22 protein-coding genes are annotated in these 21,236 nt (G+C 34.1%); 9 read left to right on the top strand and 13 right to left on the bottom strand.

What is annotated here, in order from left to right; translation table 11 throughout:
• Positions 1-69: 69 nt before the first annotated feature.
• Positions 70-1,014: a citrulline utilization hydrolase CtlX gene (gene ctlX, locus BMY39_RS05860; RefSeq protein WP_092576995.1), complete on the bottom strand. Its 945-nt coding sequence runs from the start codon at positions 1,012-1,014 to the stop codon at positions 70-72.
• A 144-nt stretch (positions 1,015-1,158) separates the two neighbouring features.
• On the opposite strand from ctlX, the gene BMY39_RS05855 reads away from it, so the two are divergent.
• Positions 1,159-1,950, top strand: coding sequence for an FkbM family methyltransferase (locus BMY39_RS05855; RefSeq protein ID WP_092576989.1), 792 nt, complete (start codon positions 1,159-1,161; stop codon positions 1,948-1,950).
• A gap of 91 nt (positions 1,951-2,041) precedes the next feature.
• Here BMY39_RS05855 and BMY39_RS05850 read toward each other — a convergent pair whose 3' ends face one another.
• The 3 genes from BMY39_RS05850 to BMY39_RS05840 form a co-directional block, all read right to left on the bottom strand.
• Positions 2,042-2,956 carry a dimethylarginine dimethylaminohydrolase family protein gene (locus BMY39_RS05850; protein ID WP_092576986.1) on the bottom strand — a complete coding sequence of 305 codons (915 nt, stop codon included), beginning with the start codon at positions 2,954-2,956 and terminating at the stop codon, positions 2,042-2,044.
• 152 nt (positions 2,957-3,108) lie between these two features.
• Positions 3,109-4,398: a citrate synthase gene (locus tag BMY39_RS05845; RefSeq protein ID WP_092576981.1), complete on the bottom strand. Its 1,290-nt coding sequence runs from the start codon at positions 4,396-4,398 to the stop codon at positions 3,109-3,111.
• Positions 4,399-4,789: 391 nt separating this feature from the next.
• Positions 4,790-5,653, bottom strand: coding sequence for a hydroxymethylglutaryl-CoA lyase (locus BMY39_RS05840; protein ID WP_092576978.1), 864 nt, complete (start codon positions 5,651-5,653; stop codon positions 4,790-4,792).
• A 110-nt stretch (positions 5,654-5,763) separates the two neighbouring features.
• Between BMY39_RS05840 and BMY39_RS05835 the strand changes: the two genes are divergently transcribed.
• Positions 5,764-6,684, top strand: a complete 921-nt coding sequence (locus tag BMY39_RS05835; protein ID WP_092576972.1) for a T9SS type A sorting domain-containing protein — start codon at positions 5,764-5,766, stop codon at positions 6,682-6,684.
• A gap of 89 nt (positions 6,685-6,773) precedes the next feature.
• Positions 6,774-8,771, top strand: a complete 1,998-nt coding sequence (locus BMY39_RS05830) for a T9SS type A sorting domain-containing protein (RefSeq protein ID WP_092576965.1) — start codon at positions 6,774-6,776, stop codon at positions 8,769-8,771.
• On the opposite strand, the gene BMY39_RS05825 is transcribed toward BMY39_RS05830, so the two are convergent.
• Positions 8,772-9,809 (bottom strand): quinone-dependent dihydroorotate dehydrogenase, encoded by a 1,038-nt coding sequence (locus BMY39_RS05825; RefSeq protein ID WP_092576959.1) that lies wholly within the window; start codon positions 9,807-9,809, stop codon positions 8,772-8,774.
• A 157-nt stretch (positions 9,810-9,966) separates the two neighbouring features.
• On the opposite strand from BMY39_RS05825, the gene pepT reads away from it, so the two are divergent.
• Complete coding sequence (gene pepT / locus BMY39_RS05820) at positions 9,967-11,211, top strand: peptidase T (RefSeq protein WP_092576955.1); 1,245 nt, start codon at positions 9,967-9,969, stop codon at positions 11,209-11,211.
• A 12-nt stretch (positions 11,212-11,223) separates the two neighbouring features.
• On the top strand, positions 11,224-11,823 hold the full coding sequence (locus BMY39_RS05815; RefSeq protein ID WP_092576952.1) for a YdeI/OmpD-associated family protein: 600 nt from the start codon (positions 11,224-11,226) through the stop codon (positions 11,821-11,823).
• Positions 11,824-11,887: 64 nt separating this feature from the next.
• Here BMY39_RS05815 and yajC read toward each other — a convergent pair whose 3' ends face one another.
• The 3 genes from yajC to nusB form a co-directional block, all read right to left on the bottom strand.
• Positions 11,888-12,187 (bottom strand): preprotein translocase subunit YajC, encoded by a 300-nt coding sequence (gene yajC, locus BMY39_RS05810; RefSeq protein ID WP_092576950.1) that lies wholly within the window; start codon positions 12,185-12,187, stop codon positions 11,888-11,890.
• 10 nt (positions 12,188-12,197) lie between these two features.
• The gene (locus BMY39_RS05805) at positions 12,198-12,671 is read right to left on the bottom strand and encodes a DUF1573 domain-containing protein (RefSeq protein ID WP_092576947.1); all 474 of its coding nucleotides are present in this window, start codon (positions 12,669-12,671) and stop codon (positions 12,198-12,200) included.
• 89 nt (positions 12,672-12,760) lie between these two features.
• Positions 12,761-13,708 carry a transcription antitermination factor NusB gene (gene nusB, locus BMY39_RS05800; protein ID WP_245738179.1) on the bottom strand — a complete coding sequence of 316 codons (948 nt, stop codon included), beginning with the start codon at positions 13,706-13,708 and terminating at the stop codon, positions 12,761-12,763.
• 203 nt (positions 13,709-13,911) lie between these two features.
• Here nusB and BMY39_RS05795 point away from each other — a divergent pair, with 203 nt between their 5' ends.
• Positions 13,912-15,672: an ABC transporter ATP-binding protein gene (locus tag BMY39_RS05795; RefSeq protein WP_092576944.1), complete on the top strand. Its 1,761-nt coding sequence runs from the start codon at positions 13,912-13,914 to the stop codon at positions 15,670-15,672.
• A gap of 144 nt (positions 15,673-15,816) precedes the next feature.
• Positions 15,817-16,203, top strand: coding sequence for a PUR family DNA/RNA-binding protein (locus BMY39_RS05790; protein WP_092576942.1), 387 nt, complete (start codon positions 15,817-15,819; stop codon positions 16,201-16,203).
• Between the two features lie 79 nt (positions 16,204-16,282).
• On the opposite strand, the gene BMY39_RS05785 is transcribed toward BMY39_RS05790, so the two are convergent.
• Complete coding sequence (locus BMY39_RS05785) at positions 16,283-16,618, bottom strand: tRNA-binding protein (RefSeq protein WP_092576939.1); 336 nt, start codon at positions 16,616-16,618, stop codon at positions 16,283-16,285.
• Between the two features lie 50 nt (positions 16,619-16,668).
• Between BMY39_RS05785 and BMY39_RS05780 the strand changes: the two genes are divergently transcribed.
• Entirely contained in the window at positions 16,669-17,226 is a 558-nt protein-coding gene (locus BMY39_RS05780) for a thioredoxin family protein (protein WP_092576934.1), read from the top strand.
• Positions 17,227-17,399: 173 nt separating this feature from the next.
• Here the strand turns inward: BMY39_RS05780 and BMY39_RS05775 are convergent, their stop codons facing one another.
• From BMY39_RS05775 to BMY39_RS05760, 4 genes are all read right to left on the bottom strand, one after another.
• On the bottom strand, positions 17,400-17,885 hold the full coding sequence (locus tag BMY39_RS05775) for a GNAT family N-acetyltransferase (protein WP_092576931.1): 486 nt from the start codon (positions 17,883-17,885) through the stop codon (positions 17,400-17,402).
• On the bottom strand, positions 17,886-18,431 hold the full coding sequence (locus BMY39_RS05770; protein ID WP_092576928.1) for a YfiT family bacillithiol transferase: 546 nt from the start codon (positions 18,429-18,431) through the stop codon (positions 17,886-17,888).
• 48 nt (positions 18,432-18,479) lie between these two features.
• Positions 18,480-18,902 carry a hypothetical protein gene (locus BMY39_RS05765; RefSeq protein ID WP_092576925.1) on the bottom strand — a complete coding sequence of 141 codons (423 nt, stop codon included), beginning with the start codon at positions 18,900-18,902 and terminating at the stop codon, positions 18,480-18,482.
• Between the two features lie 138 nt (positions 18,903-19,040).
• Positions 19,041-19,973 carry a peptidylprolyl isomerase gene (locus BMY39_RS05760; RefSeq protein WP_092577736.1) on the bottom strand — a complete coding sequence of 311 codons (933 nt, stop codon included), beginning with the start codon at positions 19,971-19,973 and terminating at the stop codon, positions 19,041-19,043.
• 219 nt (positions 19,974-20,192) lie between these two features.
• Between BMY39_RS05760 and BMY39_RS05755 the strand changes: the two genes are divergently transcribed.
• The gene (locus BMY39_RS05755; protein WP_092576922.1) at positions 20,193-21,200 is read left to right on the top strand and encodes an amidohydrolase family protein; all 1,008 of its coding nucleotides are present in this window, start codon (positions 20,193-20,195) and stop codon (positions 21,198-21,200) included.
• Positions 21,201-21,236: the final 36 nt, after the last annotated feature.

Genomic DNA, 21,236 nt, shown 5'->3' with positions numbered 1-21,236 from the left:
GCTTTTTTGTGCCTTATCGCTTTAAATTCTGTGTAATTACGATTATACAACAAATCTGAAGGTTAAAAATTACGTTAAGTCGAGCTTAGGTAAAAATACCTCAGCCATCATACACCTTGCACTGCCTCCTCCACACGTTTCAATAGTTTCTAAATTACTTGACAATATTTTACAGTGTTTTTCTATCCTTTCAATTTGACGTTTGGTTAAACTATCGTGAGCAGCTTGACTCATTATTAAATACCGCTGATTATTCGCACCTCTAACTTGTAACATATTTCCAGCGAAGTGCTCTACTTGAGCCTCAGTAATATCAATAATTTCCTTTCCATCTTCCTTTAATTGTTTTATTACGTTTTTACGTTCTTTCTTATCGTCTATACTACTCAAGCAAACTATTGCAAAGTTTTCCGCAATACACATCATAACATTAGTATGATAAATAGGCTTACGTGCCCCATTCACTGTTTGATTAGCTACAAAAATTACAGGCAAATACTCAAAATCCTCACAAAACTCAATAAATAAATCTTCGTTTGCTCTTGGTGACAAGGCACAGTAGGCCTTTCGGTTTACACGATCTAAAATAATACTACCAGTTCCTTCTAAAAAAACATCTTCTTCCTCTGCACTTGTATAATCTAGAATATTATTAATGATAAAGCCTTCATCTTCCAAGGTTGCTAAAATATCCTCTCTACGCTCTAAACGCCTATTCTCAGCAAACATTGGATATAGCCCTACATTGCCGTTTTGATGAAAAGACACCCAATTGTTAGGAAAGATAGAATCAGGCGTATCAGTTTCTATTCTGTCATCAACAACAATTACCTTTACACCTATACCCCTTAACTTTTCAACATAAATATCAAACTCTTTCTGGGCTTTAGTATTAATGGTTTCTGGCAAAACACCATTAATTGGCTCTTGGTAATAGTTATTTACAGCCGTTTGCTCATTCATCCTGAAATTAACAGGACGCACCATTAATATTGTATTTGTAGTCTGGCTCATTTACAAATCTTTATCAAACAAAAATATACTTATTTAAATTAGAAGTGTTTTATTTTTATAGAATTTATTAGAGCCCTATTAAAAAAACAGGTAAATTGAAGGCCGTAAAGTTTTAGGAAACCCTAAAACTATTTAACCTGTTCTATGAAAAAACTCCTGAAAAAACTCTTCAAAAGTTTTAACTATGATTTAATAAAAACATCAACTCTGAACAGATTGATTAGAGATGAAAAAATAGCAAACGAATATAAATTAATTTTGCAGTACTCTTCTGATGTTGCTGCTAATTATTTAAAGTTTAGACAAAAATCAAAAGCCCAAATTAAACAAGACTTGTTTGTACTGATGGAATTAAATTTTAAAACAGATGGCTTTTTTGTAGAGTTTGGTTCAACAGATGGTGTTTCCATGAGCAATACTTTTCTTTTAGAAAAAGAATTTAACTGGCGTGGCATTCTTGCTGAACCAGGCAAGTATTGGCATAATGCCCTAGAAAAAAACAGAACAGCATTTATAGAAAAAAACTGTGTTTGGCACAAAACGGGTGAGATTCTCCAATTTCAGGAAGCTGATAGCCATACGCTTTCAACCATTGTAGGTTATGGAGATACCGATTCTCATTCAAAAACAAGAAATGCTGGCAATAGCTATACAGTTACTACCATTTCCTTGAACGATTTATTGCTCAAATATAATGCCCCTAAAATAATAGACTACTTATCAATTGATACTGAAGGCAGTGAATATATTATTTTAAACAGTTTTGACTTTGATCAATACAAGTTTAGGGTTATTACAGTGGAACATAACTACACAGATTTGCGCGATAAAATTTTTAATCTATTAACATCTAAGGGATATTACAGAATACATACTGAACATTCTTTGTTTGATGATTGGTATATATTAGAAAAACCCAATAATTATATGAGATAAGTTATGTACAGCTATATATTTGTATTGTAGTTAAAACCTACTTAATATAAAATTTTATTAATATTCACTATTCTAAGTTTATATGTATTGGCTAATCTCTAAACAATGGCAAAGTTGTGCAACGCAGAAGCCCTTCTTGTTTTCCTATTTCTGCATAAGGCACTTCTTCAACCATAAAACCTTGTTGTCTCAACCAATCATTCAAACGTGTGAAATTCTGCTCAGAAATAATAACATCTTCAGAAATTGAAAATACATTACTGTACATCTCATACATTTCATCTTTCGTTATCTCAAAAACATTCTCTCTTCCAAAGAAATTTATGAGCCAATCATATTCGCTTTCCACTAAAAATCCATTCTTATGTATTATTGCTTTTCCCTTACCTAGTGGATTAAAGCAACAATCTAAATGCAATGCATTTTCTCTTGGATTAGTATTGGATTTTCTTAAGTTGAAAGCTTTTACCTTTTTCTTCGGAAACAAATTTTGAATGGCATTAACTGCTTGAATATTTGTGCGGGCCGTAATTAATTCCGAATAATCATCTCCTGTATAGGTTCCCATGAAAAGATAATCGTTCCAAGGCATTACATCACCTCCTTCCACATGACAATCTTCTGGCAAAATAATGCGCTTATCTTCCGCAACTTGGTTCCATATGTAGTCAATAGCATGAACTTCTTCTTCCCTATGGGGTAAAATGTTAGCCTCTATCATAATATCATCAATTACAAAAGCTATGTCACGAGAGAAGATTTGGTTACAATTTTTAATAATTTCTGGACGATACACCTCTACATCATACTTTTTAAAAACCTGAAGTACCGAGTTCATCTCCTGAATCATATCAGCTTCTTTTGGATATGTACCTGCTTTGATGTGCTCTATACTTTTGGGATCATAACAATCTTCAATTTTTGGAATTGGGCCATTACTTTGCGCAGTTCCTAAAACTACTGAACGCAATCTGGATATTTCATTTTTGATATTTAATTGTATCATTTAAAACGTACTAATTATAACTGTAAGTTAACCAGTCGCAAAACTAAGAAGAATTACGCTATTTTAAATTATTCTTAAAAATAATGCTTAAAAAAGAAAAAGCTTCATGTTTTTTGCATGAAGCTTAATAATATTCTAAATATTCACTGTTTTTATCTTTTTTCGATTGGCTTAAAACTTCTTTGTGTTTCACCAATGTACAATTGCCTTGGGCGACCTATTGGTTCTTTATTTAATCTCATTTCACGCCACTGCGCAATCCAACCTGGTAAGCGCCCTAATGCAAACATTACTGTAAACATATCCGTCGGGATACCCATAGCGCGATAAATAATTCCAGAATAGAAATCGACATTCGGATATAGTTTTCTATCTACAAAATATTGGTCTTCCAAGGCTTCTTTTTCTAAACCTTTAGCTATATCTAAAATAGGATCTTCAACACCTAAATCTCCTAAAACTTCATCCGCAGCCTTTTTGATAATTCTGGCACGAGGGTCGAAATTCTTATATACTCTGTGGCCAAAGCCCATTAAACGGAACGGATCTTCCTTATCCTTTGCTTTTGCCATATACTTTTTAGTATCTCCTCCGTCTTCCTTTATTGCCTCAAGCATTTCTAAAACTGCTTGATTAGCACCACCATGCAGCGGTCCCCATAGCGCAGAAATACCTGCCGAAAGAGAAGCAAATAAACCAGCATGTGATGACCCTGTGATTCTTACTGTGGAAGTAGAGCAATTTTGTTCGTGGTCTGCATGAAGAATCAATAACTTATCGAGTGCATTTATAAGTATAGGATTTTGTATATATCTCTCTTCATTGGGCTGTTTAAACATCATTTTCAGAATGTTTTCTACGTATCCTAATGAAGAATCTCCATAATATAATGGCAACCCTGACTTTTTACGCATAGTCCAAGCAACTAAAATGGGAAACTTTCCAAGAATACGAACAACTGAGTTATACATATCCTCTTCAGAATTTACATTTACTGAAGATGGGTTAAACGCTGTTAAGGCACTGGTAAGTGAAGACAACACTCCCATAGGATGTGCAGATTTTGGAAACGCATCTAAAATCTTTTTTACGTCATCATCAACAACGCTATGTTTCTTTATATCAGAATGGAATTTTTCTAATTGTTCTGAAGTTGGTAAATCTCCAAAAATTAACAAATAAGAAACTTCGAGAAAATCCGCTTTTTCAGCAAGTTCCTCGATGGTGTATCCACGATACCTTAACACGCCCTTTTCTCCATCTAGAAATGTTATAGCACTCTTACACGAACCTGTATTTTTGTAACCAGAATCTAACGTTATTAATCCATTCGTAACACCGCGCAATGTTTTTATATCTATTGCCACTTCATTCTCTGTTCCTACTTCAATCGGAAATTCATATTTTTTACCGTTAAATTCTAGGGTAGCTGTATCTGACATAATTTTTAATTAATTTTTTTGGACTGCTAATCTACAAAATATCCATTGATTAATGAAGTCCATTCACTAGGTTTTGTTAATATAAATATTACCTTAACTATCTATTTGAGTCAACTTAAAAAAAGTAGTCCATTTATTAGATAAATTGGCAATAATAACATAGCTATTTATAATCGTTTATTTGTTTATTTTTTAATACAAGCACTCTGTAGTCGTACTTCTAATAGAAAAATTTAAAGTTTCGTTCGAAATTAATAATTTATGTTTTAAAATAATTAGCAAGCAATTTAGTCGTGGTCTTTTCAGAAAGACAAATTAGTGCTGTAATACCAGATACTGGTAAGTTAAGATACTTTTATAGTTGCCTTATACCTTGTAATTTCAAATTTTATCAATGATAATTGTCAAAAATCTTTAAAGCCTCATTGTAAGCACTTTCAAAACTTAATGCGTCCAAATTATTTTTATTTTTTGAAGTAAAATAGGATAAGAGTTTTTCTGTAGGCATATTCCCGGTTAGCTCATCCTTCGCCATAGGGCATCCTCCAAATCCTTTAATAGCACCATCAAATCGATAACATCCGGCTTCATGGGCGGCATCTACTTTTTCAAACCAAGACGATGGCGTGGTATGCAAGTGCGCCCCAAACTCAACATTAGGATATTTTGGAATTAAATTGGAGAACAAATAAGAAATGCTATCAGGGTTTGATGTTCCAACGGTATCACTTAATGATAATATTTTTACGCCCATATCAGCTAACTTTTGAGTCCATTCACCAACAATATCAACATTCCAAGGATCGCCATAAGGATTACCAAATCCCATAGAAATGTAAACTACCACCTTTTTATTAGTACTATTTGCAATTTCTAAAATTTCATTGAGCACACCTACCGATTGCGCAATGGTTTTGTGTGTATTACGCATCTGGAAATTTTCAGAAATTGAAAATGGATACCCTAAATAGTCTATTTCTTTATGTTTTGCTGCATCAGTTGCACCCCTAGTATTTGCAATTATTGCTAAAAGTTTGCTTGTAGTTTTACTTAAATCTAGTTGTGATAATACCTTGGCAGTATCCACCATTTGCGGAATTGCTTTTGGAGACACGAAACTTCCAAAATCTATAGTGTCAAATCCGACGCGCAATAATGACTGAATATATTGCACCTTCTTATCCGTTGGAATAAACTGCTTTATCCCTTGCATAGCATCACGAGGACATTCAATTATTTTAATGGATTTTGACATTTAATATTTAAGATTCTAGAAGCTAAAAATACTATTATTTTTCTGAATGTAAGTCGTTACAATTTCAAACGACTGAACATTCATGCAATAATTCAGCAAAAACGATTCGTATGAAAAAAATTACAACACTATTTACTTTTCTTGCTTGTTCTTTATGTAATGCTCAAAGCGTTGCCACGTATAATATTGAATTTACAAATTATTGGAATTCAACAAATCACAGTGTAGGCACAACATTTCCTGGTAGCAATGCACACTGGTCTCCTTTAGTAGGTGTTAACCATAATAGCAATGTTACTTTTGTTGTGCTTGGAGGCACCGCTACTATTGGCGTTGAAAACATCGCTGAAACCGGAAATTCAAATGTATTTGAAACCGTTGATGTGCAAAATGCTATTGATTCTAATAATGCAGAACAGTTTTTTGATGCAGGTGGCTTGTTTCTCAATGAACCAACTAATAAAATTACTTTAAACGGGTTTCAAGTAAGCGAAGATTTCCCATTAATAACAATGCTTTCTATGATTGCACCTAGCCCCGACTGGATTATTGTTGTAAACGGCTTAGATTTGAGAGAAAACGGTAATTGGAAAACATCCGTAACCATAGACCTATTTCCCTATGATGCTGGCACGGAAGAAGGTACAACATATTCCTTATCTAATCCTGCAACATCCGGAGGTACGATTACCAGCTTAAGTGGTGTTGCCCCGTTTGATAATACTAGAGTTGCCGAACTCTCAATAACACTAGCTTCTGTTTTAAGTACAAATGATAATTCTAACTTTGAAAATATAACCGTTTTTCCTAATCCAGTGAATGACATTCTTACTCTAAAAAACATAGCCAGCGCTAAATTAAAAAGTGTACAAATCTTCAACATTTTAGGTGAATTGAGTAAAACGTTGTTAGTTAGGAGAAATATTGGAAATCTTGAAGTTGATGTATCAAATTTAACTTCAGGTATTTACCTTATAAAACTCAATAATGAAGCAGGACATAGTAAAACTCAAAAATTGATAGTAGAGTAATAACACATTATCGATAAAAAAATACTGTTAACGTTTTTATTATAATGGTTTCGCTCTATGGGGTACTTTTGATTTAAACTAAACGCCCCATGAAGTTTTGCCTAAAAAAGAGTCTTTCTGTACTCACGATATTTTTATCGTTAGGGGCATCTATTCACGGTCAGAGTCCTTCAAGTTTTTGCGGTACAGAAATCGATAACGAATCATTATTATTTCTTAAAGGTTTTCAAGACAACATTAAAGTTTATGAAAATGAGTATTTCTCTATTTTAGATAAAAATAAAACATCTAAAACAGATAAAAACACCACCCCTACGTCTTTAAATTCCATTCCAGTAAAAGCACATATTATTCGTTCTTCTTCCGGCAACGGAGGTTTAGAGTTGGATGAATTATACAAAGCTATTACTGACTTAAATGTGATTTACGCTGATGCATACATGGAATTCTTTTTATGTGATGGTATAAATTATATAAATAATGACGATTACTATTATAAATTTAACAGGAATCAAGAAATAGATTTAACAGAAAACAGCTATGTCCCTGGCGTTATAAATATTTATTTTACAGAGTATGTTGAAGTTACTCCTGGTTTTAGCCTTTGTGGTTATTCTAACACATTTGGTGGTTCTGATGTTATAGTAATGAGTAATGGCTGCGGCACAAATGGCACATCTTTGGCGCATGAATTAGGGCATTTCTTTTCATTAATGCATACACATGGGCTTGATAGTAATGCATTAACTTCTGAGTTGGTGGATGGCTCTAATTGTGATACTGACGGGGATATGATTTGTGATACACCAGCAGATCCTAAACTATCAACCGACTGTGTAAATAGCAATTGTGAATATACAGGAAGTTTAACCGATGCCCATGGCGACGTTTACAAGCCAGACACAAAAAATATAATGTCCTATACGAGACCTAGCTGTAAATCTCATTTCTCAGAACAGCAGTTAGCCAGAATTTATGCATTCTATAAATCGGCCAGACAGTATTTATCTTGTCCTTCTGCGAATGTAAATTTTACAGCTAATAGTTTTCAAGAATGCGGGAACGAACTAACCGTAAATTTTACTGACACCAGTGTTGGTGCAACTTCATGGCAATGGGATGTTGACGGGGATAATGTTACAGACTATAGAGTACAAAACCCTGTGCATACATATACTAAAGGCGTTTATGACGTAACCCTAACAATCACCACTGGAAATATTGTATATAAGGAGGGAGAAGAAGGTAAAGTAGGCTCTATTAGTAAAACATTTTCTCAAATCATTAAAGTTGGAACAGAGGAAGACGCAACCTTAAATGTAGATTTTGATAGCTTTGATTTTGCAAGTTCAGATGGTTGGTCGGCTATTGATCTTTCTGGAAATGGATTTAACTGGTTAGTAAATTCAGGAGAAACAGTATCTAGCAACACTGGCCCCATAAAGGATAAAACTAGTAAAAAAAGTAACGGAAAGTACATTTATACAGAAGCATCAGGAGCAAAAGAAGGTGATATTGCAGAGTTCGTTTCACCCTGTATTAATATTAACCAGAAAAACGCACAATTAGAATTTTTCTACCATATGTATGGAGACCACATTGGTGAACTTCACGTGGATATAGAAACAGAAAACGACTATATTGCTGATATTATTCCTGCGTTAATTGGAGAGCAACAAACTAGTCAATCAGACGATTTTATTGCACAATACGTCAATTTATCACGGTTTTATGGGCAAACTATAAATATACATTTTAGAGCAATTCGTGGTTATAGCTGGAGTGGAGATATTGCAATTGATGGCGTAAGTATAACGGGCAATGCGATTGCCGACAAGGGCAACAATAAACCAACTTTAAAATTATTTCCTAATCCTGTTACTAATGGTGTCTTAAATATTTCTACCATTTCTGAAAAAAGAAATCCCGAAGATTATTTTACTGTTTCAAATTTAGTTGGTCAAGTTTTTTTAACAGGAAAAATTACTGGTAACGAACAAATAGATGTGTCTCAATTACCTAAAGGTTCTTACCTCGTTACTGTTATAAGCGGGAAAAACATGGAGGTAAAACAGTTTATTAAGTAATTATTCTTTAGTTTTTAAGATGGCCTTATTAATACGTCTTATCAAACTAGGCCCCTCATAAATAAAACCCGTATAAATTTGTACCAAATGGGCGCCTGCCTCTAGCTTTTCTATTGCATCATCCGCAGAATGAATACCTCCTACTCCAATAATTGGGAATGCGTTATTACTTTTCTCTGAAAGATATTTTATAACTCCTGTGCTTTTTTCTTTAATGGGTTGTCCGCTTAATCCGCCATTACCAATTGTTTCTAACATTTCTTTTGAAGCTTTCAGTCCACTTCTATCTATAGAAGTATTACTAGCTATTACACCATCAAGCTTGGTACTTTTTACTAATTCTATAATTTCATCTAGCTGACCATCATTCAAATCTGGTGCTATTTTTAAAACAATTGGTTTTTGAATTTCAAAAGTATTGTTCGCTTTTTTAACTGCGCCAATCAATTCCTCGAGATAATCTTTATCATTCAGCTTCGCATGACTGCCAACATTGGGGCAACTTACGTTTAGCACAAAATAGTCTACATAAGGATGCAGTGCATTAAAACATTCCAAATAATCCTTGGTATAATCTTCGGGTTTAGTGGCGGTGTTTTTACCAATGTTTCCACCAATTATTAGCTTTCCTTTATTCTTCTTTAATTGGGTAATCGCAGCTTCCAATCCTTCATTATTAAAACCCATTCTATTAATAATGCCTTTATCCTCTTTTAATCGAAATAAACGCTTTTTAGGGTTGCCTTCCTGTCCTTTAGGTGTTACCGTTCCTATTTCAATAAACCCAAATCCAAAATTTGCAAGTTCATTGTATAAAACAGCATTTTTGTCAAAACCAGCCGCAAGACCTACAGGATTTTTAAATTTTAAACCAAAAAGGTCGCGCTCTAAACGTTTATCATCAACTACATATAAACTTCTAAACAACCCTGGTAATCCAGGTATTTTAGATGCAAATTTTATGAGACTAAAAGTGAAATGATGAATTTTCTCAGGATCAAACGCAAAGAATAGTGGTCGGAGAAGTGCTTTATACATCAGTAATATTTATGCAAAAATAGGTGGAAATACTGTAAATAAAAAATTGATATTAAGTGCGCCTCTTTCATTACAGATTTCAATAAATAATTGTAAATTAGAATGAACTAAATAACTCCCTATTTCAATACAAAACACTAAAGCAAAATTCATTTCAATGATTTCAAAAGAAGACATTATAAAACGATTTATAAGCTACGTTACCATAGATACTGAATCCGACCCAACTTCAAACACAACTCCGAGCACCGGAAAGCAATGGGATTTAGCCAATAAACTTACTGAAGAATTAAAAACAATTGGCATGCAAGAAGTTACTATTGATGAGCACGCTTATGTTATGGCGACACTTCCTAGTAACGTGGAACACAAGGTACCGACCATTGGTTTTATTTCGCACTTTGATACTTCACCTGATTTTACAGGTGCAAATGTAAATCCACAAACTATTGAAAATTACCACGGAGGAGACATTGTACTGAATAAAAAAGAAAACATCATTTTATCTCCCGATTATTTTGAGGACTTGAAACAATACATCGGTCAAACCCTAATTACAACAGACGGGACCACACTCTTAGGTGCCGATGACAAAGCCGGCATTTGCGAAATAGTTTCGGCAATGGAATATTTAATCAATCATCCTGAAATTAAGCATGGCAAAATTAGGGTTGGCTTTACACCAGATGAAGAAATTGGTAGAGGCGCACACAAGTTTGATGTTGAAAAATTTGGAGCTGATTGGGCATATACAATGGATGGTAGCCAAATAGGTGAATTAGAATATGAAAACTTTAACGCAGCAAGTGCTGTGGTAAAGGTAAAAGGCAAAATTGTGCATCCAGGTTACGCCAAAGGTAAAATGGTAAACTCAATGTACATTGCTACTGAATTCATTAACTCTTTACCGAGAATTGAAACCCCAGAACATACTGAAGGCTACCAAGGTTTTTTCCACTTACATGATATAAATGGTGAGGTTGATGAAACTACACTACAATATATTATTCGCGACCATGATAAAGGGCATTTTGAAGCACGTAAAGAAGTAATGCAAAAGTTGACAAACGAATTGAATTCGCAATACGGAAGAGAAGTAATAACTACCGAAATAAAAGACCAATACTATAACATGCGCGAAAAAATTGAGCCTGTAATGCATATTGTTGATATTGCTGAGGAAGCAATGAAAGCATTAGGCATTACTCCATTAATAAAAGCCATTAGAGGAGGTACCGACGGATCTCAATTGAGCTACATGGGATTACCTTGTCCTAATATCTTTGCAGGAGGGCACAACTTTCATGGGCGCTACGAATATGTGCCTGTGGAAAGCATGATTAAAGCAACTGAGGTAATTTGTAAGATTGCAGAATTAACATCGCAGAGACATTCTAATTGAAAAGTTAGCTAAATGAAAAAAGTAAGCTCTGTTGAAGAATACATAGTAGAAAACGGGCATTACAGTAAAGCTCTAGAGTATTTGCGTTCAATTATACTTTCTACCAAATTAGAGGAATCCATAAAATGGAGTTTACCCGTTTACACCTTACATAATAAAAATGTGCTAGGGATAGGTGCATTTAAAAACCACTTTGGAATTTGGTTCTTTAATGGTGTATTTCTTAAAGATGACTTAAACATATTACAAAATGCTCAAGATGGCAAAACCAAAGCAATGCGGCAAATGCGTTTTGAAACTAAGGCAGATATTGATAAGAGAATAGTTTTAGCATATGTAAAAGAAGCAATTGAGAACCAAAAGTTAGGTAAGGAAGTAAAACCTAATAGAAGTAAAAAAGAAGTAGAAATTCCAAAAGAGCTCGAGGAAGCTTTTAAACACAATTCTGATTTAAAATCCAGCTTTAAAGGTTTATCAAATTACAAACAACGCGAATATTGCGAATATATAGCCACAGCAAAACGAGAAACCACTAAACAAAAACGTTTAGAAAAAATTATTCCGCTGATTCTCAATGGTGCTGGTCTGCACGATAAGTACAAAAACTGTTAAGTTTTTCATATAACAAAGGCTTTCCAAATTGGAAAGCCTTTTAAATCTAAGTCTTTTAAGAACTTTATTTTTTAGCTGTTGCCGGGGCATTAAGTTTAGAACTCATCTCCATAGAAATCGCAGAACGATCAAATTTTAGCTTTCCTGCCAAAGTTTCGATAATACACGAGTTATCTTTATCATTAAGCTCCGCAACCTTACCGTGCAAACCGCTTTTGGTAACAATTCTATCGCCTTTTTTCAATTCGGCAGCAAATTTCTTTTCTTTCTTTGCGCGTTTCATTTGTGGGGCTATCATAAAGAAATAAATAACCACAAACATTAATACAAATGGCAATAAACTGCCAAAACCTCCTTCTCCCATGTTTTATATTTTAACTTTGTGCTGGTTTAGCTTTATTTGGATCTGGCTTAACAAACGCCGTAATTTTTACACTTTCTCTACCACTTTCGGTATTAGCTGTAATATTAATTGATTTAGAAACCTTGTTAGTGCCGCTTCCATTAAACTTTACAGTAAACTGACCTTCTCCACCTGGAGCTAAAGGCTCTCTGCTCCAGTCTTTTGGTACAGTACACCCACAAGTACTTTTTATATCTGTAATAACCAACGGTGCTTCACCAGTGTTTTTATATTTAAAAACAGTCTCTACTTGTGTTCTAGCTTCAATTTCACCAAAATCGTGTTCCTTTTTATCAAAAGTTAATACTGGGAATTTTGATGATACAGCATCTCTCTGTGCAGCCTTAGCTACGTTTGTTTCACTTATTTTTTTAGTAGCATCTTCTTTACAACTTGTAAACGCTACTAAACATAATGTGCTTAAACCTAAAATTACTTTTCTCATAATTCTTTTATTTATATGATTTGGTGTGTCAAAAATAGCAATTATTTAACTGTTTAAAAACTTTTAATAGCTTATTAACAGGGATTCTTTTACATCAACCCACGACCAACTTTGTTCAACTTCCCTTCTTTTTTATATTCTTTAACTAATTTATCTAAAATACCGTTAATAAATATGCTGCTTTTAGGTGTGGAATATTCCTTTGCAATCTCTAAATACTCGTTAATTGTAACCTTTACCGGAATAGACGGAAAGTAGTGTAACTCGCAAATGCCCATTTGCAACAAAACATAATCTAAATTTGCAATTCTATCAGCATCCCAATTTTTGGTTTTTTGTGCAATTTCTTCGTTTATAGTTGCAGCATTCAAAATTGTTTTCTTGAATAAATCTATTGCAAATTGTTTGTCTTCTGAATCCTTATATAACTTAGGACTAAAATGTGCCTCAGCACTATTAGGTTTTAATTTCCTTATGAGTTTTAAAATGGTAGTGTTTACCGTTGGCAAATCATCCAACCATGTTAAGTTTTTATCTTCAATATAATCATAAAGTTTATCGTTGGGTGCAATTATCTCCTTAAATACATCAATAAAGAAATCCTTGTCCTCCTTGAAATCTGATGTTCGTGTTCGCATATAATCCTGATATACTTCACTCTTAACGATCGCTTTAAAAACAATATCAACATACTCACTGTCTAGGTCCCAGTTAATCGTCTTATTATGTTCTAAACTGTTTTTTAATGTTTCATTTTCAAGAATAGCTTGAAACACCTGATTGTTTACAAATTTTCTGTTAGGGTTTTTGTCTTCTGAAGTTGCTAAATGTTTCTTTTGCTTTTTTTCTAAGTCCTGTGCTGCTCGCTTTTGCACTTCAAGCAATAATGACATGATAAGCAGATAAAGATTGTGCATGTTCTCTATACTAAACAGCAGGAATTTTTCATCTTTTTTTAAATCGTCACTTTCACTACCATTAAAAGCATAAATGGTCTGCATTACTTTTACACGAATATGTCGTCTGTTTAGCATCATTACAAAGAACTTAAATTAAAACGTATAATGTCTATTTTACCTTTTATGGAGGCAAAAATAAAACTATTTTACTAATTCATATGGTTATTTAAGCATTTGTTATAGTTAATTTCTTTTAGCTATTATTTAACAGTTCCGAAAGGCAGTGGTGATTTTAATATGCTTTTATTGATGTATATTTGCTATTCGTTTTCCAAATACAAGTGAAAGAACTCCAACACCTCAATAAATACTTTTTAAAATACAAAACCCATTTACTTATTGGGGTTGTAATTACTATCGTAGCCCGTATTTTTTTGCTCTTTACACCGCGCTACATCAGGCGTATTTTTGAAATTATAGAAAATAAAGCGGGGCTAAACGAACAACAGATAAGGGGAGAGTTGCTTGAAGCGATTCTTTATATTATTGGAGCGGCGATTATTGCAGGCCTTTTTACGTTTTTAATGCGACAAACCATTATTAATGTTTCGCGTTACATTGAATATGACTTGAAAAATGAAGTTTATGCCCAATACCAAAAACTATCGCTCAACTTTTATAAAAAGAATAGAACGGGTGATTTGATGAACCGTATTAGTGAAGACGTAGGTAGAGTTCGTATGTATGCTGGTCCTGCAATTATGTACAGCATCAATACGGTAACTCTTTTTGTTATTGCATTAATTTACATGTTTAACCAAGCACCTACTTTAACCCTTTATACCGTTATACCATTACCAATTCTATCTGTTATTATTTATAAACTAAGTAAAGAAATTCATAAACGCAGCACAATAGTACAGGAATATTTATCTAAACTTTCCACATTTACCCAAGAGTCCTTTAGTGGAATTTCGGTAATTAAAGCGTATGGTATTGAACCAAAAATCTCAAGTGATTTCGACGCCTTATCCACCACAAGTAAAGAAAAGCAGTTACATCTTGTTAAGGTGCAAGCATTGTTTTTTCCAATGATGATTTTACTCATCGGTACAAGTAACCTTCTTGTTATTTACATAGGCGGTATGCAATACATTAGTGGTGAAATTGAAAGTTTGGGAACCATTGCGGAGTTTATTATTTACGTTAATATGCTTACATGGCCTGTAGCCACTGTAGGTTGGGTGACTTCAATTGTACAACAAGCTGAAGCATCGCAAAAACGTATTAATGAGTTTTTAAAGATTGAGCCTGAAATTAAAAATGAAGTAGAAGGCCATACCAAGATTACTGGTGATATTTCATTCAAAAATGTTTCATTCACATATGATGATACTAATATTCAAGCGTTAAAAGGCGTTTCTTTTGATATTAAAGCTGGTGAAACCTTAGCTATTCTAGGAAAAACAGGGTCTGGAAAGTCTACAATTTTAGATTTGGTTGGTAGGCTTTACGATATTGATGAAGGGCAAATTCTTTTGAATGGTATTCAAATACATAACCACAATCTATCAGACTTGAGGGAAAGTATTGGATATGTCCCACAAGATGCATTTCTGTTTTCAGATTCTATAAAAAACAACATTAAATTTGGAAAAGAGGACGCCACAGATGAGGAGGTTATTGCAGCTGCTAAAAACGCACAGGTACATAAAAACATCATAAGCTTTAATAAAGGCTACGATACGGTTTTGGGCGAACGTGGCATTACACTATCTGGCGGACAAAAGCAACGTGTATCCATTGCAAGAGCTATTATTAAATCACCTCAAATTCTTCTTTTTGATGATTGTTTGTCTGCTGTAGACACTGAGACAGAAGAAAAAATACTAAAAAATCTCTTTAAAATATCACAAGGAAAAACAACGATTATTGTAAGCCATCGGGTGTCATCTGCCAAAAATGCAGATAAAATTATTGTGTTGGAAGATGGTGAAATTGTGCAAGCCGGTACGCATGATACCCTTATTGATATTGATGGCTATTACCAACATCTCTATTTAAAACAACTAAGCGAAACCAACGAAAACAAGGTCAACTAGTTATATCATCGCTTTACAAAAACGTTGAATTTTGCACAATAAATACGGGTTTCTGAAAAGAATAATTAAAAAATGTTGGTTAGTTTCGGTTTTTTTTAGATTTTTGATGTTAACAAGAAGTTATTAAATTAATCTTAAATTATAATGAATCACAACGGCATGATGGAGAAAGAGGAAATTTTTTCTAAAGTATTACGAGCAGGAAGACGCACATATTTTTTTGATGTAAGAGCTACAAAAGCTGATGATTATTACCTAACAATTACTGAAAGTAAGAAGTTTACAAACGATGATGGTTCTTACCACTATAAGAAACATAAAATTTATTTATATAAGGAAGATTTTTCAGAATTTAAGGAGATTCTTGCTGAAATGACAGACTACATTATAAGTGAAAAAGGCAACGAAGTTATTAGCGAGCGTCATCAAAAAGACTTTAAAAAAGATTACGAAAACTCTGAATCTGAAACATCAACGGAAGACACAAAACCAACTGAGAGTTTCACTGATATTGATTTTGACGACATTTAAACCTCGACTTTAACATATTTAAAAAAACCGCTATGAATCATAGCGGTTTTTTTATTCTATCAAAAAGTTATTACAATAACTAAGAAACGATACTGCCGTTTTTTACTTTAATCTCTGGATTGAGTAAAACAACATCTTTACCATTAACAGCCCCCATAACCAAACACTCACTCATAAATTGGGCAATTTGTTTTTTAGGAAAGTTAACTACCGCAACAATTTGTTTGTGCAACAAATCTTTTTTCTCATACAGCGCAGTTATTTGAGCCGATGATTTCTTTATACCTAAATCCCCAAAATCAATAGTGAGTTGAAAGGCAGGATTTCTCGCTTCGGGGAAATCGTTGACTTCAATAATGGTTCCCACGCGTAAATCAACTTTAGTGAAATCTTCAAAAGATATTGCTTCGCTCATTTTTTAAAGATATAAATTATTACGAAATTTGAACAAACATCATATCAATTATGGCAAGAACACCTTCAAATATGCTTCCACTAGGAACTAAGGCCCCAGATTTTTCACTTTTAGACACTGTTTCAGATAAATTTTTAAGTTTAGATGATGTAAAAGGTGAACATGGCACGGTGATACTCTTTATTTGCAACCACTGTCCTTTTGTAATCCATGTGAATTCTGAATTGGTAGCTATCGCTAAAACTTACCAATCTAAAGGCATAGCCTTTATTGCCATTTCTAGTAATGATGTTGAAAATTACCCACAGGATGGTCCTGATAAAATGAAGATTCATGCCAAAACCGAAGGCTATCCTTTTCCATACCTATACGATGAAACACAAGATGTAGCTAAAGCGTATGATGCTGCTTGTACTCCTGATTTATATCTTTTTAATTCAGAGTTAAAATTGGTTTATAGAGGGCAGCTAGACGACTCCAGACCTGGAAATGGTATTCCACTAACAGGAAATGATTTAAAACACGCCTTGGATTGTTTGATTAAAGGTAAAGAAAATACAGCGCCTCAAAAACCAAGTATTGGTTGTAATATAAAATGGAAGGTTTAAGATCTTAAAAATAATATTTTATACCTGTCATTTCGAGTGAAATTCTGAAAGAATTTAGTATCGAGAACATTATTGGTCAAAATTTATTTTATTTTCGTTACAATTTTATTTCTCTCTATTAAAATCGAAATAAAATCACTTAAACTGACATAAATTTCCTTGTCCTGATAACCCTAGTTAAGTTTAAGCTGATAAATTCCAACATCATGCCATTTTCCAAATTTTAAGCCCACTTCCTTCAAGTGTGCTACTGCCTTAAAACCAAATTTTTCATGAAGCTTTACACTAGCATCATTAGGTATGGTTAGTACACCTAGTACGGTATGTGTATCGGTATTCTTTAGTTCATCAATAAGTGCATTATAAAGCATAGACCCTATATGTTTACCATGTGCCTTATGGTCTACATAAATCGTAGATTCTACGGTGAAATTATAAGCCGGTTTAGGCCTAAACCTACTAGCATAAGCAAATCCTAAAATGGTATTATCGTCTTCGTAAACCAAAAAAGGATACTCAGCATTTATACTCTGAATTTTTTCATTAAACACTTCAAAATTTAATGCTTCAATATCAAAGGTCGCTACTGTATTCATTACATAATAATTGTAAATATTCAGTAACGCATGTGTGTCGTTCTTATGTAACGGTCTTATCATTTATAACCAGCCTTTACGTTTTAAAAGGTGCTCTATATGAGCATAGTGATGATTACTATGCCACGCATAATTACCAATATTATAGTCTAAAAATACTTCGGTTTTGGTTTCAGGATGAATAAAACTCTTCTTTAAATCTGCATTCGACAAACTTCTCAACAAATGCACGAGTTTATAATGAATAGCCTTTAAATGTTCGATAGACATTTGTATCGGTGCAGTTTTACTATCCGAAAGTTCTGCCCAATCTGCCTCATTGTAGGCTTTAATAAGGGGTCTATCTTCAGTTAATGCCCATTTAAATCTAGTATAGCTGTGGTGATGACTATCTGAAACATGGTGCACAACTTGCCTAATCGTCCATCCATTTGGCCTGTAAGGAGTATCTAATTGAGCTTTAGTAAGATGTTTCACTAAAGCTTCAAATTTTATGGGAAATTTTTCTAACGTTGAAATCCAATCTAAAATATCAGCTTCGGTTATTGGGTAAGGGCATTCAAATTTTCCGATAGGATATTTTAACTGTTCTAGTGCTTCCGCTGTCACCTAATTTTGTTTTAAAAGTACTCTTCTAAAATAAAGTAATAATTATGATTAGGCAACTTCTACAGCCCCATTTTTTGCCCAATTTACAGCTTCAAACAAAGAACTAAAGCTTTTTATTTTATTGTTGAAAAACAAGTTTTCCACCATGATGCTAATTTTGCTAGTAGGACTATTAGAAACAATATAATATGCTTTTAAGTAATAGCTACTTTTAAAGAATTTTAACCAATCTACTGCCATAACAGCATAAGAATTAATGCGGTTGGAGATATAAATTATGTCACTCCCATCTGTACCCAAATAACAAGATACATCATCTACAATATGTTTTGCATGTTGTTTACAGCTTAAATTCACTCCACTTTTAATTTCGGAAACAACAAAACCAGAAAAGATAAACACATCCCCAAAAGAATAATTAAGCTCTTTGAGAACTTCAGGATATAACGTTGTTTCTTTAATACTTACCACTACGCAAAACTACGCACACCGCATTAATTGATTAAAAATACTCGATAAAATTAGTAATTAAACGTCCATGAGGTCAGAATTAAAAAAAGCACCCTTAGTGGGTACTTTTTTTTAAATCTTTATGTTGTTGTGGTAACTCTACTTAACATTCATTAACTCTACGTCAAAAATTAAATTAGCATCTGGTGGAATTACACCGCCAGCACCACGGCTCCCATATGCCAAATGACTTGGGATTACCAAACGTGCCTTATCACCAACATTTAATAAGCTGATACCTTCATCCCAACCTGAGATTACTTGACCAACACCTAATGGAAAATCTATAGGTTGATTTCTTTTGTATGACGAATCGAAAACAGTACCATCCATAAGTTGCCCTTTGTAATGTACGGAAACCGTTTTACCTTTTTCAGCTTTAACACCATCACCTTTTTGAATAATTTGGTAACGCAAACCACTGTCGGTTTTTTCAAATCCAGCAGCTACTTTTTCTAATTCTGCTTCTTGTTTTGCACGTTCTTCGGCTAATCGTTTTTCTCTAGACCCTTCAAATGTCCTAAACGCTTCTATAGCATTAAAGGCCTCTGCCTCTGCTCCTACTCTTACAATTTCTAAATGCTCAATAGTATCACCTTGCGCAACAGCATCAACAACGTCTTGTCCTTCGGTTACTTTTCCAAAAACAGTATGTTTACCATCTAACCAAGCGGTTTCTGTATGCGTGATGAAAAACTGGCTTCCATTAGTCCCAGGACCTGCATTTGCCATAGACAGCACACCTGGACCATCGTGTTTTAAATCTGGGTGAAACTCGTCATCAAACTGATAACCTGGGTTTCCAGCACCTGTTCCGTTAGGGCATCCACCTTGTATCATAAAATCTGGAATTACCCTATGGAATTTTAATCCATCATAGTATGGTGTGCCTTGTGGTTTTACCGAATTTTCTAAATTACCTTCAGCCAAAGCCACAAAGTTTCCTACCGTTCCCGGTGTTTTTTTGTACTCTAACGCTACGAGTATTTCACCTTTTGATGTATTGAATTTTGCGTATAATCCGTCTTGCATTGTATTGATTTTTAATGAGGTGCAAATATAGGAAGGATTTGGGATTTTAGATTGATGTTTTAGCATTTTTGTAGCGCAAAAACACTGCAGATGATAAAACGAACTACTTGACTTTATGGAAATTTTGGTCTATCTTCGTTTGATGACTAATATGCCTGAGCCCCCTATATGTAGGTAATCACAGCAATTCACAGAGCGTATTAATAAAAATAATATAAAATGAAGGTTATACTTTTATTCTTATTTATAGGCATTTATGTGCAACCAATTTTGGGGCAAGAGAATCTTCCAATTATAGATATGCAACTACATGCACACCCTGTTGACAGACAAGGCCCACCACCTGTTGCCATATGCACTCCTATTTATCCAATGCCTGTTTGGGATCCTATTGAACCATATTCTGATGTTTTTTTACGCATGCTAAAAGAACCACCGTGCGATAATCCTGTATGGTCGCCAACAACGGATGAAGCATTAATGCAGGAGACGTTTGATGTATTGGATAAGTGGAACATATACGGTGTATTGAGTGGACCTGTTGATCGTGTTGCGAAATGGCGCTCCCTAAAACCTAATCGTCTGTACCCAGCCATCGAAATGTCAATTAATTCAAATACACCTTCAACCGATTCTTTAAGATCGCTCCACGAAAAAGGTGAATTAATGGTTTTAGGAGAGCTGACAACTCAATATGCAGGAATATACCCTAATGATGAAAAACTGCAACCATATTTTGCATTGGCCGAAGAGATAGATATTCCAGTAGGTATACATGTAGGACCTGGACCTCCAGGTGTCATTTACTTGGGGGCTTCAAAATATCGAGCTAGTATGCACAGTCCACTTACTTTAGAAGAGGTGTTAGTTAAGCACCCTAAACTTAGGCTTTACATAATGCACGGTGGATATCCAATGCTCGATGATCTCCTTGCTGTTTTGTACGCACATCCGCAAGTTCATCTCGATGTAGGCGTAATTGTTTTCACTCAACCAAGGGAAGCGTTTTATAAGTGGCTTAAAGCAATCGTTGATGCAGGTTTTGGTAATCGAGTTATGTTTGGTTCTGACCAAATGGTTTGGCCTGGTGTCATAGAACGATCTATTTTTGTGATTAATGAAGCTCCTTTTTTAACAGACTCCCAAAAAAGAGATATTCTCTATAATAATGCTGCTAGATTTTTGCGCTTAAGTGAAGAAGAAATTGAGAGACATCATAAAAATTAAAAAGGCATCAGAAATACCCGAGCAGGGTATTGTGAC

The organism is Hyunsoonleella jejuensis, from assembly GCF_900111025.1.
GTDB classification, from domain to species: Bacteria; Bacteroidota; Bacteroidia; order Flavobacteriales; family Flavobacteriaceae; genus Jejuia; species Jejuia jejuensis.
The sequence above is the reverse complement of the archived record's forward strand: the minus strand, read 5'-3'. Positions and strand labels throughout refer to the sequence as shown.

Excerpts from the sequence above, each read along its gene's own strand:
- BMY39_RS05805 (WP_092576947.1), bottom strand. The coding sequence starts at position 12,671 with ATGAGAAAAGTAATTTTAGGTTTAAGCACATTATGTTTAGTAGCGTTT.
- BMY39_RS05815 (WP_092576952.1), top strand. The coding sequence starts at position 11,224 with ATGAAAAAAGTAAGCTCTGTTGAAGAATACATAGTAGAAAACGGGCAT.
- yajC (WP_092576950.1), bottom strand. The coding sequence starts at position 12,187 with ATGGGAGAAGGAGGTTTTGGCAGTTTATTGCCATTTGTATTAATGTTT.
- BMY39_RS05760 (WP_092577736.1), bottom strand. The coding sequence starts at position 19,973 with ATGCAAGACGGATTATACGCAAAATTCAATACATCAAAAGGTGAAATA.
- BMY39_RS05775 (WP_092576931.1), bottom strand. The coding sequence starts at position 17,885 with ATGATAAGACCGTTACATAAGAACGACACACATGCGTTACTGAATATT.
- BMY39_RS05850 (WP_092576986.1), bottom strand. The coding sequence starts at position 2,956 with ATGATACAATTAAATATCAAAAATGAAATATCCAGATTGCGTTCAGTA.
- nusB (WP_245738179.1), bottom strand. The coding sequence starts at position 13,708 with ATGATGCTAAACAGACGACATATTCGTGTAAAAGTAATGCAGACCATT.
- BMY39_RS05840 (WP_092576978.1), bottom strand. The coding sequence starts at position 5,653 with ATGTCAAAATCCATTAAAATAATTGAATGTCCTCGTGATGCTATGCAA.
- BMY39_RS05855 (WP_092576989.1), top strand. The coding sequence starts at position 1,159 with ATGAAAAAACTCCTGAAAAAACTCTTCAAAAGTTTTAACTATGATTTA.
- BMY39_RS05790 (WP_092576942.1), top strand. The coding sequence starts at position 15,817 with ATGAATCACAACGGCATGATGGAGAAAGAGGAAATTTTTTCTAAAGTA.
- ctlX (WP_092576995.1), bottom strand. The coding sequence starts at position 1,014 with ATGAGCCAGACTACAAATACAATATTAATGGTGCGTCCTGTTAATTTC.
- BMY39_RS05845 (WP_092576981.1), bottom strand. The coding sequence starts at position 4,398 with ATGTCAGATACAGCTACCCTAGAATTTAACGGTAAAAAATATGAATTT.
- BMY39_RS05785 (WP_092576939.1), bottom strand. The coding sequence starts at position 16,618 with ATGAGCGAAGCAATATCTTTTGAAGATTTCACTAAAGTTGATTTACGC.
- pepT (WP_092576955.1), top strand. The coding sequence starts at position 9,967 with ATGATTTCAAAAGAAGACATTATAAAACGATTTATAAGCTACGTTACC.
- BMY39_RS05780 (WP_092576934.1), top strand. The coding sequence starts at position 16,669 with ATGGCAAGAACACCTTCAAATATGCTTCCACTAGGAACTAAGGCCCCA.
- BMY39_RS05825 (WP_092576959.1), bottom strand. The coding sequence starts at position 9,809 with ATGTATAAAGCACTTCTCCGACCACTATTCTTTGCGTTTGATCCTGAG.
- BMY39_RS05755 (WP_092576922.1), top strand. The coding sequence starts at position 20,193 with ATGAAGGTTATACTTTTATTCTTATTTATAGGCATTTATGTGCAACCA.
- BMY39_RS05835 (WP_092576972.1), top strand. The coding sequence starts at position 5,764 with ATGAAAAAAATTACAACACTATTTACTTTTCTTGCTTGTTCTTTATGT.
- BMY39_RS05830 (WP_092576965.1), top strand. The coding sequence starts at position 6,774 with ATGAAGTTTTGCCTAAAAAAGAGTCTTTCTGTACTCACGATATTTTTA.